Consider the following 12,269-nt stretch of genomic DNA (forward strand, 5'->3'; position numbering starts at 1 on the left):
TTGTGCTGGCGGTCGGGCGGATGTGTCCACCGTACAAAACTCCCCGCCTGCGAGCCCGCCGTGGCGTGACCATCTGTGGACGACGGGCGCTACCAGGTCGTCGACCGGGCATCAGGCGCGGCGCGAGACCTCCGGCAGCCGGGTCGACGAGACGACGCCCAGCACACCGAGCGCCGCGAGGAAGAGCAGCGCCCACTCGACGCTGAGACCGGCGATGGCCGAGCTGATCGCGCCGACGACGAGCAGGATCACGCCCATCGCCGAGTTGGAGACGGCGACGTAGGTGGTGCGCTGGTCGCCCTCGGCCATGTCGATGACATAGGTCTTGCGACCGACCCGCACCCCGGTGTGCAGCATCGTCACGAGGAAGTAGCTGCTGACGAAGATCGCATAGGTGAGCAGGCTGCCGCCGTCGAGGTCGAGCACGGTGACGATGAGCACGAGTGCCACGAGGACGACGGAGGCCACGGCCGCGCCGATGGTCATCAGCCGTTTGCTCGACCGGTCGGCCAGCCGGCCGAAGACCCGCCCTCCGAGCAGCGCGGCGAGGCCCGAGGCGATGATGAATCCGCCGAGACCGGTGAGTGCCGGTGCCCCCGACCGAACCGCGAGGGTGACGATGAATGGCGGGCTCAGCGAGGAGACGAGCAGGAAGCCGCGGACCGTGACGAAGGAGCGAAAGACGCGGTCCTCGCGCAGCAGGGTGAGCGTCTGCGTGAACCATCCCGGCCCGTCGTCGTCCTCGTCCCCTCCGGCGTCCTCGGCGGGGTCCTCGAGCGGCTCACGGATGCCGGAGTAGACGAGCGCGACGAGTACCCACAGCACGGCGCCGAGCGCGAGGATCCCCGCGAGGAACGCGACATCGAGGTCCTCGCCGAGGGCCCGCACCGCGAGGCCGAGGGTGATGGCGACGAGCCCGGAGATGGTCGTGGCGAGGCCGTTGACCTGGCCGCGCTCTCCCTTGGGCATGGTCCGTCCCTGCACGTCCTTGGACGAGATCGAGCACAGGCAACGACCGAGAGAAAAAGCGGCGAGCGCCGCCACGATGATGACGCCGGCCGTCAGTCCGCTGGTGAGCGCGGCCGCGCCGGCCATCACCGCCACCGAGGCTGCCTGGACGAGCGCGCCGGCGACGAAGACGTGGGTGCGGCGCCGGACCCGCACGACGAAGGGGGTGAGGAAGGCCTGGGGGAGCATCGAGCCCGACTCACGGATCGGGACGAGGAGACCCGTGAGCACCGCGGGCACCCCGAGCGCGTGGAAGAGCCACGGCAGGACGGTGGACGCGTTGACGGCTTGGTCTCCCGAGGACTGGAGTGCGTTGGCCCCGATGAGGCGAAGGGAGTTGCCCGGCAGGTCTGCACGCACGGCCGCGGGCAGCTCGGCCTCGGCCTCGTGGTTGCGCCGGAGCAACCGGGAGAAGAGGGAGTCTGCGGTGGTCACGGTCGGAGCATGCCACCTCATCGGGCGATCCGACACGGTGTCGCAATCACGGCGCGTCAGATGCGTCATCCGGCCCGATGACAGCGACACTCCGTCGCCATAGCGTCGTGGGCATGGACCAGCAGACTCCCCACGACGATGTGGTGATCATCGGCGCCGGCATCGGCGGCCTCACCCTTGCCCTCGCGCTGCGCGAGCGTGGCCTTGACGCCACGATCCTCGAGCGCACCGCTGAGCTGCGGGAGGTCGGCGCGGCGGTCGCGCTGTCGGCCAATGCCAACAACCTCTTTGCCCGCCTGGGTGTCCTCGACGCTCTCGAGGAGGTGTCGTGGGCGCAGACCGACCTGGTCTTCCGCGACGGGCGCTCGGGTGCCACTCTCGGTCGCACGCCGGTCGGGAGCGCCTACCGGGAGCGCTTCGGTGCGGACTACCTGGGCGTGCACCGCGCCGACCTGCAGCGGATCCTCTCCGAGGCCGTCGGCGCCGACCGGATCCTGCTCTCGCACCACGTCACCGAGGTGCACGAGGACGGTGACCGGGTCCTGCTCGACCTGGCGGACGGCTCGCAGCGCAGCGCCGGCATCGTCGTCGGGGCGGACGGCGCCCGCTCGATGCTGCGTCGCTGGGTCGTCGGCCATGACGACGCGATCTACTCCGGCCGCTCCGGCTTCCGCGGGATCATCCCCACCGAGCAGCTCACCGAGCTGCCCGACCCGCACGCGATCCAGTTCTGGATCGGCCCGACCGGTCACCTCCTGCACTACGCGATGGGCGGCGAGGGGCAGGACGTCAACTTCCTCGCCGTGAGCCGGGACCCGCAGGAGTGGACCGCTGACCAGTGGGTCGTGCCGGTGCGTGACGCGGACAAGCTCGCCCCCTTCGCCGGATGGCATCCCGCGGTGACGCAGATGCTCGAGGCCGTCGAGGTCACCCAGCGCTGGGCCCTCATGCGCCGCCCGCCGTTGGCGTCGTGGCACCGCGGCCGGGTCGTCCTCCTCGGTGACGCGGCGCACGCCCTCGTCCCGCACCACGGGCAGGGTGCCAACCAGGCCATCGAGGACACCTGGGCGCTCGCGGAGGAGCTGGCGACGGTGGGCTCGGGTGACCCGACGGCAGCCTTCGAGGCATTCGAGGCGCGGCGCCGGATGCGCACTCGCGCAGTGCAGTTCGCGTCTGCCCAGGTCGCCGAGGTGCTCCACCTTCCCGACGGACCGCAGGCCGATGAGCGCAATGCTGCGATGGCGAGTGCCGACTGGTTCGAGGACAAGCTCGCGTGGATCCACGGTTACGACCCGACCCGGGACACCGGGATCCGCCCGGGGTCGCTCAGCCGCTGAGCATCCCCGCGAGACGGGCCACCCGCAGCCCCGTGTGCAGGTCGCGTCGGACCCGCCCGTCGCCGAGATCGGCCTGTGCCGTCTCCCGGATCCGGGAGAGCCGGTAGTACAACGTCGAGCGGTGGATCCCGAGCGCGATGGCGGTCGCCTGCGCGTCACCACCGGCGTCGAGGTAGGCCTCGAGGGTCGACACGTCCACCTCGCGGTGATCGGACGCGATGAGCCGCGCAACGGGGTCGGGGAGGTCGTGGGCGGTGAGCCGCCCCAAGGGCAGGGCGAGCAGCAACTTGTCGATGCCCAGCCCCGACCACGTCGTGACGCGGGGGTGGGTGGCCGGGTCGAGGCAGGCGGCCTGCCATGCCCGGCGCGCCTGCTCGTGGGAGACGGCGGCGGACGGCAGGTCGTCGACGACTCCACCGATCCCCGCGCGCACCTGGGCCAGCCCGGGCGCGCCGAGCACCCGCTCGAGCCGCTCCGGCACCACCGGCCGGGGGAAGACGAGCACGCCCAGCCCCTCGACGACCCCACCGACGACCGTCGCCGTCGAGGTGCGCGCGACGAAGTCCACGGTGGCGTCGACGGCTGTGCGCGCCTCCCAGTCACCGCCCGGCTCGCCCGGTGGGACGGCCAGGACGACCGCGCAGTACTGCCCGGCCGACCCGACGAGCTCTTCGTCGACGAGCGCCCTTGCGGCAGCGGCTCGCCCGGCCTCGGAGGACTGCTCACCCAGCAGGTCGGTGAGCAGCCCGCGGGCCCGCGCCGCGTCCCGCTCGGCGTACATGGTGCGCAGCGACAGGAGCACTCCCAGCTGCGCCGCGCCCTCGGTGAGGACGCCCGCGGGAGGGGAGGGGACCCCCTTCGACCGCGTGTGCAGGAGGTGGCCGACCCGGTGACGATCATCGCGAAGGGGGTGCAGCACCCAGTCCGTGCCGTCACCAGCGGTGCGCGTGGTCGGCCCCTCGGTGCCGGCCGGCAGCGGCTCCCAGGTGTCGCTGTGGGCGAGCAGGTGCGACAGCCGGGCGCGGTCCGGCTCGCTCTCGTGGATGGAGTAGGCGATGACCCGCATGCTCTCGTCGAGCACGACGAGGCGCTGCTGCATCGCTTCGGAGAGGTCCTGCAGGGCGTCGTCGAGGTTGGTCATGGCCATGCGGACCTCCGTCGGATGTGCTCGATTGCAGGCTATCCGCCCGGGACCGGGTCAGACTTCCTGGTCCGCGGGCGTGGCGATCCGCGCGAAGACCCGGGGCTTGCCGTCGGTGATGAGCATGACCGAGTAGGGATCGAAGCGGTCGCCCTGCTCCATCCCCGGCGTGCCCACCGGCATGGCGGGCACGCTGAGGCCACGGGCTCCCCGCGGCGGGTCGGCGAGGTACTCCAGGACGTGCCGGGCGGGGACGTGACCGATGAAGAGGTGGCCGTCGGGGTTGCTCGCGAGATGGCACGACTGGAGGTCCAGCCCGATGTCGTGGCTCTGCCAGACGCTCGCCAACGAGTCAGGGTGCTTGGTCGTGATCGTGAAGCCGTGCTCCTCCGCGTGGGTCACCCAGCCGCCGCAGCAGCCGCACGACTCGTCCTTGTAGACGGTCATGGTCAGCTGCTCGGCATCGAGTCCGTCGGCCGTCACGTCGGCAGGAAGGGAGGTGTGCCCGGCGCTCGGTCCGGTCGGGTCCGCGCAGGCGGACAGGACGCTCATCGCGCCGGCGCTGGTCAGGAGGAGGAGCCCACGACGGCTGATCCGTGCGCGCGGGTTGGGTGTGGTCATGGAGGGCCTTCCGAGAGGGCGACGACGAAGGGGGTGGGCCCGGCCGGCGATCGACCGGCCGGGCCCGGGGTGGGACGAGAGCCAGAGCGTGAGGATCAGAGCGCGGCGCGCATCGTGCGCATCTCCTTGATCTCGGCCCTCTGGTCCGAGATGACCGTGCGGGACAGCTTGAGGGCCTCGGGGTTCTTGCCGTCCTTGCGGTGCTGCTTGGCCATCTCCACCGCACCCTCGTGGTGCTCGATCATCTGGTCGAGGAAGAGCGTGGAGGCGGTCGGGCCATCGGACTGCTTCAGCGTGGTGATGTCCTCGGCGCTGACCATGCCGTCGCCGTCCATCGACCCGTGGTCACCATGGTCCATGGAGTCCTGGCCCCAGTCCTCGAGCCAGCCCTCCATCGTGGTGATCTCCGGGCCCTGGGCCTTTTTGATGTCCTTGGCCAGCTGCGTGACCTCGGGGTCGACACCGCTCTTGTCGAGGACGATGTCGGACATCTCGACGGCCTGCTGGTGGTGCATGGTCATGCCCTGGGCATAGGTGACGTCTGCCTGGTTGAAGTCCGCCGCGGTCTGGCTGCTCGCGGAGTGGCCGGTGTCGTGCGAGGTGTCGCTCGCGGAGCAGCCGGTGACGATGAGGGCGGCCGCCGCGGCGGTCCCTGCGGTGGCGATGAAGCGGAAAGTGCGCATGGTGGATCGATTCCTTGTCATGTGGTGCGGGGTGGGCAGGTCACGTCCGCGGCCATCGCGCGTGCTTGGCGAGCGGACGGGCGGGTGCTCACGTCCGACTGATGCACAACCTGATCAATGACACATCCGGTCCGGTGGTCGCCGGGCAGGGTGGGTGGTGCGATGCCATGGCCTGCCACGGGGGCTGCCAGCGCCAAGAGCGTGCGAGGCGTCCGGCCAGCATGAGGCTCAGGGTGATCAGCACGAAGAGGCACAACATCGTCGTTGATTCGTCGCAGTCACCCGCCGGGCAGGACGCTGCGACTGCGTCCGCGGGTGCTCCGAGGGCAGCGTGCCCGGCTGCGGTGTGTGCGGTTGCGGTGTGTGCGACAGAGCCGCTCGTGACCGACGCGAGTGCCGGTGCATGGTGCCCGGCCGAGAACCCGTGCATCGACAGGACGCCGACGATGACCGCAGTGGCCAGGCCCAGCAGGACCAATCTCCACAGCGTGCGCGGAGCACGGGAGGACCGGGACGCGCTCGCCTCCGGATCCACGCTCACGACTCACATCCTAAGCATCGCCGGTCAGGGGAACACCACTGGGAATATACCCCATGAGGGTATATGTTCACCAGATATGACGGACGTACAGGACCACCACGCGGCCCACAGTCAGACGGCCGGCCACGATGCGCATGCCGGGCACGGGGACCACTCCGGTCATGCCGGTCACGGCGACCACGCCGGCCAGTTCCGGCGCCTCTTCTGGATCATGCTCGTCCTGGCAATCCCGGTCGTGGGCTTCAACGACATGTTCGCCGACCTCATCGGTTACGACCTGCCGCAGGGGGAGCGGGCGCGGTGGGTCTCGCCGGTCCTCGGGACGATCATGTACGTCTGGGGTGGCCGCCCCTTCCTCACCGGAGCGGTGTCCGAGATCCGCGACCGCAAGCCGGGGATGATGCTGCTCATTGCGCTCGGCATCACCGTCGCCTTCGTCGCCTCGTGGGGCGCGAGCCTCGGTGTGCTGCACCACGAGCTGAGCTTCTGGTGGGAGCTGGCGCTCCTGGTCGTCATCATGCTGCTCGGCCACTGGATCGAGATGCGCTCGCTCGCCCAGACCACCTCCGCGCTGGACTCCCTGGCTGCGCTCCTGCCGGACGAGGCGGAGCGGGTCGAGGGTGACCAGGTGGTCGCGGTGGCCCCGGACGACCTCGAGGTCGGTGACGTCGTCATCGTCCGCCCCGGCGCCGCGGTCCCCGCGGACGGCACCGTCGTCGACGGCTCGGCCAGCATGGACGAGTCGATGGTCACCGGCGAGTCCAGGACGGTCCGCCGCGCGAAGGGGGAGCCCGTCGTCGCCGGGACCGTCGCCACCGACTCCGGCTTGCGGGTGGAGATCACCGCGACCGGCGACGACACCGCGCTCGCCGGGATCCAGCGGCTCGTCACCGACGCGCAGGCCTCCTCCTCGCGCGCCCAGCGCATCGCCGACACCGCTGCCGGGTGGCTCTTCTGGTTCGCACTCGGCTCCGCGCTCGTCACGGCCGTGGTCTGGTCCCTGCTCGGGATGCCCGACAGCGCCGTCATCCGCACGATCACCGTCCTGGTCATCGCCTGCCCCCACGCACTCGGTCTGGCGATCCCACTCGTGGTCTCGATCGCGACCGAGCGCGCCGCCCGCGGTGGGGTGCTCATCAAGGACCGCCTCGCACTCGAGTCCATGCGCACCGTCGACACCGTGCTCTTCGACAAGACCGGCACGCTGACCAAGGGCGAGCCCACGGTCACCGGCATCGAGCCCGTCGGCGAGCACTCCGAGGACGAGGTCCTCCTGCTGGCTGCTGCGGCCGAGGGCGACAGCGAGCACCCGCTGGCTCGCGCCATCGTCGGTGCCGCGACCTCACGTGGCCTCGATGTACCTGCGGCAGTGGACTTCTCGTCGTCGCCCGCGGTGGGTGTGCGGGCCACGGTGGCAGGCACCGTCGTCGAGGTCGGCGGCCCCTACCTGCTCGAGCAGCACGACCTCGCCGAGCTGACTGCCGTCGAGACCTGGCGCGACGAGGGCGCGATCATCCTGCACGTGGTGGCCGACGGAGTCGTCATCGGCGCGCTGCGCCTGGCCGACGAGGTCCGCCCCGAGTCCCGTGACGCCGTGGACGCGCTGCACGCTGCGGGTGCGCAGGTCGTGATGATCACCGGTGACGCTCAGGCCGTCGCGCAGACGGTCGCCGAGGAGCTGGGCATCGACCGGGTCTTCGCCGGGGTGCGTCCGCAGGACAAGGCGGCCAAGGTCGCCGAGCTGCAGGGCGAAGGGAGGAAGGTCGCCATGGTCGGTGACGGCGTCAACGACGCCCCTGCGCTCGCCCAGGCAGATGTCGGCATCGCCATCGGCGCCGGCACGGACGTGGCCATCGCCTCGGCCGGTGTCATCCTCGCCAGCTCCGACCCGCGCTCGGTGCTCTCGGTCATCGAGCTGTCCAGGGCCTCGTACCGCAAGATGCGGCAGAACCTCTGGTGGGCCGGTGGCTACAACCTGATCTCCGTGCCTCTGGCCGCGGGCGTCCTCGCGCCGATCGGCTTCGTCCTGCCGATGAGCGTCGGGGCGATCCTGATGTCGGCGTCGACCGTGGTCGTGGCGCTCAACGCCCAGCTGCTGCGGCGGCTGGACCTGAGCCCGGCGAAGAGCGCGGCGACCTACCTCGACTGAGGACGACGCGGTCTCGGCCCGTACTACCCCGCGCCCCTGCTGCCGTCGCCCGAGGTCGTCCCGACCGCCATCTGATGGGTGGCTCCGGCGCCTCCGGTCGTGACTCACGTGGTGAATCGCGACCCACCGGGCGAGTCACGACCGGAGCCACCGGACAGGGTCATCTCGGGAGTCGTGCGCGACGGTTGACGGCCTCCTGTCAGACGGCCGCGAGCTCGTCCGCCGTGAACAGACGGCGTCATCCTCGCCAACTGCGACCCGTGCTCGGTGCTCTTTCCTGCTCAGGTCAGGGCCGGGATGATGTCGGTGTGGGTGAAGTCGTCACCGACGAAGAGCAGGGGCTCGCCTGCTGTCACCGACAGGGCGTAGGAAAAGCAGTCGCCGTAGTTCAGCCGCGCAGGTGAACCGGAGCCGCGTCCGTACCGCTGGTAGGCCCGACGGGCGATCTCACCCTGATGCTCGGTCACCGGCTCGATGGTGATCTCGAGTGCGGCGATCAGCTCATCGAGGCGGGCCCCGTGCGACGTGGACCGGGCATCGGCGACGATCGACGCCTCGAGCCGGGTGGCCACCGACATCCGGCACCGGGATGAGGTGGCAACCCGCACGAGAGCCTCGGAGTCCACCTCGCCCTCGATGATCGCCATGAGGGCCGAGGAGTCCACGATCATCGGGGGAGCCCGGTCCGCTCGTCGAAGAGGTCCTCGACCCGCTCGATGCAGCGGCCGGCGTCGGTCGGGGTGTCGAGGTAGGCGCGGACGACGCTCTGCACACGGTCAACCTTGGCCGTGACGTGTCGCTGCTCTGGGTCGATCTCGAGGTCAGCAAGCAGGCGGGTCAGGGCCTCCTCGATGGCGGCGGTCTGGGACTTGCCCGTGGCCGCCGCCGCCTGCCGCGCCAGGTCGTGGACGTGCTCGTTCTTGATGTTCAGCCCCATGGTGTCAGTCTACCTTTTGGCGAAGGTAGACGTCTACCATTTGTCCTTCGCTCAGGTCGCCGGGAGGATCGTCCCCACGCACTCACCGAAGTCGATGACCGACCCGTTGGCACCGGGTGCGGTGCCGCGCAGGGTGACCGTCTGGCCGTCCTCGAGGAAGCGCATCTCCCGACCATCGGCCAGGACGAGCGGCTCCTTGCCGCCCCACGACAGCTCCATGAAGGAACCTCGCTGGTCGACCTCGGTGCCGGAGACCGTGCCGGAGCCGAAGAAGTCACCCGGGCGCAGCGAGGCACCGTTGACGCTCATGTGCGCGACCATCTGCGGCGCGGTCCAGTACAGGGTCTTGGCCGGCGGGTGCGAGACCACCTGGCCGTCGAGCTCGACCTCCATCGTGATGTCGAGCCCCCACGGCCCGTCGACCGAGTCGTCCAGGTAGTCGGCGAGCTCGTGCTCGCGGCTGGGCGGCTCGACGCGCGCAGCGGCCAGCGCGTCGAAGGGCACGACCCACAGCGAGATCGTCGAGGCGAAGGACTTGCCGAGGTAGGGGCCGAGCGGCACGTACTCGTAGCCCTGGATGTCGCGGGCGGACCAGTCGTTGAAGAGGACGACACCAAACAGGTGCTCGGCACCGGCCTTGGCCACGGACACCTCGCCGTGCGGGGCGGAGCCGCCGAGCACGAAGCCCAGCTCGGCCTCGATGTCGAGGCGACGTGAGGGACCGAAGCTGGGGGTCCCCCCTTCCTCCGGGCGCAGACCCTTGGGGCGCGGGATCTCGCTGCCCGAGGCGATGACGGTGCCGGCGCGGCCGTGATAGCCGACGGGCAGGTGCTTCCAGTTGGGCAGCAGCGGCGCCTGGTCGGGGCGGAACATCCGGCCGATGTTGGAGGCGTGGTGCTCGCTGGCGTAGTAGTCGACATAGTCCGCGACGGTGAAGGGCATGTGCAGCTCGATGTCGGACACCGGCGTCGCGACGGCCTGGACGATCCCGTCGAGACCATCGGTCGTCACGACCTCCTGCAGCCACGCGCGCAGCGGCTGCCACACGGTGTGGCCGGCGGCGAGGAGCGGGTCGAGGTCGTCGGCGGAGGCCGCGCTGCTGGCGTCCACGGACAGGTGGGGCCCGCTCGCGGCGGAGACCGCTGCGACGAGGTCGCGCAGGGAGATGGCCAGGTCGCCCAGGCGCACCCCCAGCCGCGGGTCGCCGCCGGCGGGGGAGAAGGAGGCGTAGGGCAGGTTGTCGGGGCCGAAGCCGGTGGTCGCGAAGCGCTCTGCTGCAGTCGTCATGGGGGAGGTGGTCCTCTCAGGTCGGGGATGGACGAAGGGGGGTCAGGCCGGGAAGAGATCGAGGCGTCGCAGGGCGTCGGCCGGCTCGCCGACGCTGCAGGTGCCGAAGGAGGTGAAGGACTCGCGCCACGACCCGTCGGAGACGGCGCCTGCGGCCGCCAGCCGGGTCGAGTCGGTCTCGGCGAGCCACCCGGACACGGTCTCGCGGCTCTCACCGGCACGCGCCGCCTGGGTCGCCATGGCGATGTTGAGGAAGCCGTGGTGGGTGAAGCCGGTGGTCTCGTTGGTGTAGCGGATCGCCTCGTGCAGCCCGGCGGTCAGCTTGAAGGGCAGGCCCGCGGTCACGGCTGCCGTGAGCACGTCACCGAGCTGCTCAGGGGTGGGGAAGAGGTGAGCCTCGATGCCGCCGGTGCGGTACTTCAGCCGCAGCCCGGTGCCCGCGAGCAGCTCGAGCGCACCCTCGGCGACCTGGCCGGCGGTCAGCTCGACGTAGATCGGCAGCTCCCTGATGGCCGCGGCCTCGCGCACCTGCTCGGTCCACACCTCTCGGCTGCTCGGGTCGGTCTTGAGCTCGACGGCGACGACGCGCAGCTCGGGGGTGAGCGTCGTCGCAGCGGTGAGGGCCTCGCCGAGCGCGCCGGCCGGGGTGACGACGGAGACCTCCACCGGACCACCGGACAGGTCGAGTCCCGCAGCGACCTCCCGTGCTCGCGGCAGGTCCGCCAGGGCGAGTACCGCAGGACCCACAGCACGGACGAAGGGAGCCGACCGCCGCTCCACGTGGTCGGTCACGGCCTGGTCGACCGGGGCGAGGCCGGGCGGGAAGGTCGCGGCGTCGTCGAAGAACCCGACGAACTGCGCTGGCACGGTCTGCTCACGGGCGGCGCTCATGCGTCGCCCAACCAGCGACCACCGGTCCACGATCGGGCGTAGACCCCGTCATCGGTCGCGACGCCACCGGCCCCGAGCTCGAGCGGACGGAAGGTGTCGACCATGACGGCCGTCTCGTCGAAGTACTCGGCGCCGAGCGAGGCCTCGACGGCACCCGGCTGCGGACCGTGGGCGTGCCCGCCGGGGTGCAGCGAGATCGAGCCCTTGGCGATGCCCGAACCCTTGCGCGCCTCGTAGTCCCCGTCGACGTAGAACATGACCTCGTCGCTGTCGACATTGGAGTGGTAGTACGGCACGGGCACGGACAGCTCGTGGTAGTCGACCTTGCGCGGGACGAAGTTGCAGATGACGAAGTTGTTGCCCTCGAAGACCTGGTGCACCGGCGGCGGCTGGTGCACCTTGCCCGTGATCGGCATGTAGTCGCGGATGTTGAAGGTGTACGGGTAGAGGCACCCGTCCCAGCCCACGACGTCGAAGGGGTGCTCCGGCACGGTGTGCACGGTGCCGGTGATGCCGCTCGGGCCACGCCCACGGTGCTTGATGTACACGTCGACGTCCTGCTCCTCGACGAGCAGCGGCTGCGTCGGACCACGCAGGTCGCGCTCGCAGTAGGGCGCGTGCTCCAGGAGCTGTCCGTAGCGGGAGAGGTAACGCCTGGGCGGGGCGATGTGGCTGTTGGCCTCGATGGCGTACAGCCGCGCGGTCTCGCCCTCGCGCAGCACCCAGCGGTGGATCGTGGCGCGCGGGATGATCACGTAGTCACCCTCGCTGGCCTCGAGTGCCCCGAACTGGGTCTCGAGCAGAGCCGATCCGCGCTCGACGTAGACGCACTCGTCACCGATCGCGTTCTTGTACAAGGGCGATGTCGCACCGACGTGGGCATAGGAGATGCGCACGTCCGGGTTGCCCAGGACGAGCTGGCGGCCGGTCACCGCATCGGTGGCGGCCACCTGCTCGTCGGTGAAGAGGTCGTGCGGCTTGAGGTGCCGGGGGAGCAGCGGCTCGTTGGGCGTGAGCGTCTGGTCGGGTAGCTCCCAGCGGCGGGCGCCGACGATCCCCGAGGGGATGTGGCGGTGGTAGAGCAGCGAGCTGTCGGAGCTGAAGCCCTCCTCACCCATGAGCTCCTCGGACAGGATCTTGCCGTTGTCGTCCGTGAAGAGGGTGTGCCGCTTGTCCGGCACCGGTCCGACCTGGCGGTAGTGGGCCATGGTCACTCCTTGATCTCAGGCGAGGGGTGAC

Annotated in this window: 11 protein-coding genes; 2 read left to right on the plus strand and 9 right to left on the minus strand. The window is 70.6% G+C overall.

Annotation, left to right across the window (positions count from 1 at the left end):
- Positions 1–111: 111 nt before the first annotated feature.
- Positions 112–1,443 (minus strand): MFS transporter, encoded by a 1,332-nt coding sequence (locus JLI01S_RS03875; RefSeq protein ID WP_068260272.1) that lies wholly within the window; start codon positions 1,441–1,443, stop codon positions 112–114.
- A gap of 113 nt (positions 1,444–1,556) precedes the next feature.
- Between JLI01S_RS03875 and JLI01S_RS03880 the strand changes: the two genes are divergently transcribed.
- Positions 1,557–2,780, plus strand: coding sequence for an FAD-dependent oxidoreductase (locus tag JLI01S_RS03880; RefSeq protein ID WP_068260275.1), 1,224 nt, complete (start codon positions 1,557–1,559; stop codon positions 2,778–2,780).
- Here JLI01S_RS03880 and JLI01S_RS03885 read toward each other — a convergent pair.
- The 3 genes from JLI01S_RS03885 to JLI01S_RS03895 form a co-directional block, all read right to left on the minus strand.
- Positions 2,770–3,927 (minus strand): PucR family transcriptional regulator, encoded by a 1,158-nt coding sequence (locus JLI01S_RS03885; RefSeq protein WP_068260280.1) that lies wholly within the window; start codon positions 3,925–3,927, stop codon positions 2,770–2,772. The genes JLI01S_RS03880 and JLI01S_RS03885 overlap by 11 nt on opposite strands.
- A 51-nt stretch (positions 3,928–3,978) precedes the next feature.
- On the minus strand, positions 3,979–4,542 hold the full coding sequence (locus JLI01S_RS03890) for a DUF411 domain-containing protein (protein WP_068260283.1): 564 nt from the start codon (positions 4,540–4,542) through the stop codon (positions 3,979–3,981).
- Positions 4,543–4,637: 95 nt separating this feature from the next.
- A complete protein-coding gene (locus tag JLI01S_RS03895) occupies positions 4,638–5,225 on the minus strand; it encodes a DUF305 domain-containing protein (protein ID WP_068260288.1) in 588 nt (195 codons plus the stop codon).
- A gap of 617 nt (positions 5,226–5,842) precedes the next feature.
- Here JLI01S_RS03895 and JLI01S_RS03900 point away from each other — a divergent pair.
- On the plus strand, positions 5,843–7,915 hold the full coding sequence (locus tag JLI01S_RS03900) for a heavy metal translocating P-type ATPase (protein ID WP_068260293.1): 2,073 nt from the start codon (positions 5,843–5,845) through the stop codon (positions 7,913–7,915).
- Between the two features lie 281 nt (positions 7,916–8,196).
- Here JLI01S_RS03900 and JLI01S_RS03905 read toward each other — a convergent pair whose 3' ends face one another.
- Genes JLI01S_RS03905 through JLI01S_RS03925 form a run of 5 tightly spaced genes read right to left on the minus strand, consistent with a single transcriptional unit; the run spans position 8,197 to position 12,238 of the window.
- Positions 8,197–8,586, minus strand: coding sequence for a type II toxin-antitoxin system VapC family toxin (locus JLI01S_RS03905; protein ID WP_068260295.1), 390 nt, complete (start codon positions 8,584–8,586; stop codon positions 8,197–8,199).
- Positions 8,583–8,852: a type II toxin-antitoxin system VapB family antitoxin gene (locus JLI01S_RS03910; protein ID WP_068260297.1), complete on the minus strand. Its 270-nt coding sequence runs from the start codon at positions 8,850–8,852 to the stop codon at positions 8,583–8,585. The genes JLI01S_RS03905 and JLI01S_RS03910 overlap by 4 nt, the downstream gene beginning before the upstream one ends.
- A 51-nt stretch (positions 8,853–8,903) precedes the next feature.
- Entirely contained in the window at positions 8,904–10,139 is a 1,236-nt protein-coding gene (fahA, locus tag JLI01S_RS03915) for a fumarylacetoacetase (RefSeq protein WP_068260299.1), read from the minus strand.
- A 42-nt stretch (positions 10,140–10,181) separates the two neighbouring features.
- Positions 10,182–11,030, minus strand: a complete 849-nt coding sequence (locus tag JLI01S_RS03920; RefSeq protein WP_068260303.1) for a hypothetical protein — start codon at positions 11,028–11,030, stop codon at positions 10,182–10,184.
- Complete coding sequence (locus JLI01S_RS03925; RefSeq protein WP_068260308.1) at positions 11,027–12,238, minus strand: homogentisate 1,2-dioxygenase; 1,212 nt, start codon at positions 12,236–12,238, stop codon at positions 11,027–11,029. Before JLI01S_RS03925 ends, JLI01S_RS03920 begins: the two co-directional genes overlap by 4 nt.
- Positions 12,239–12,269: the final 31 nt, after the last annotated feature.

Origin of the sequence: Janibacter limosus NBRC 16128 (assembly GCF_001570985.1) — a bacterium.
Taxonomy (GTDB): Bacteria; Actinomycetota; Actinomycetes; order Actinomycetales; family Dermatophilaceae; genus Janibacter; species Janibacter limosus.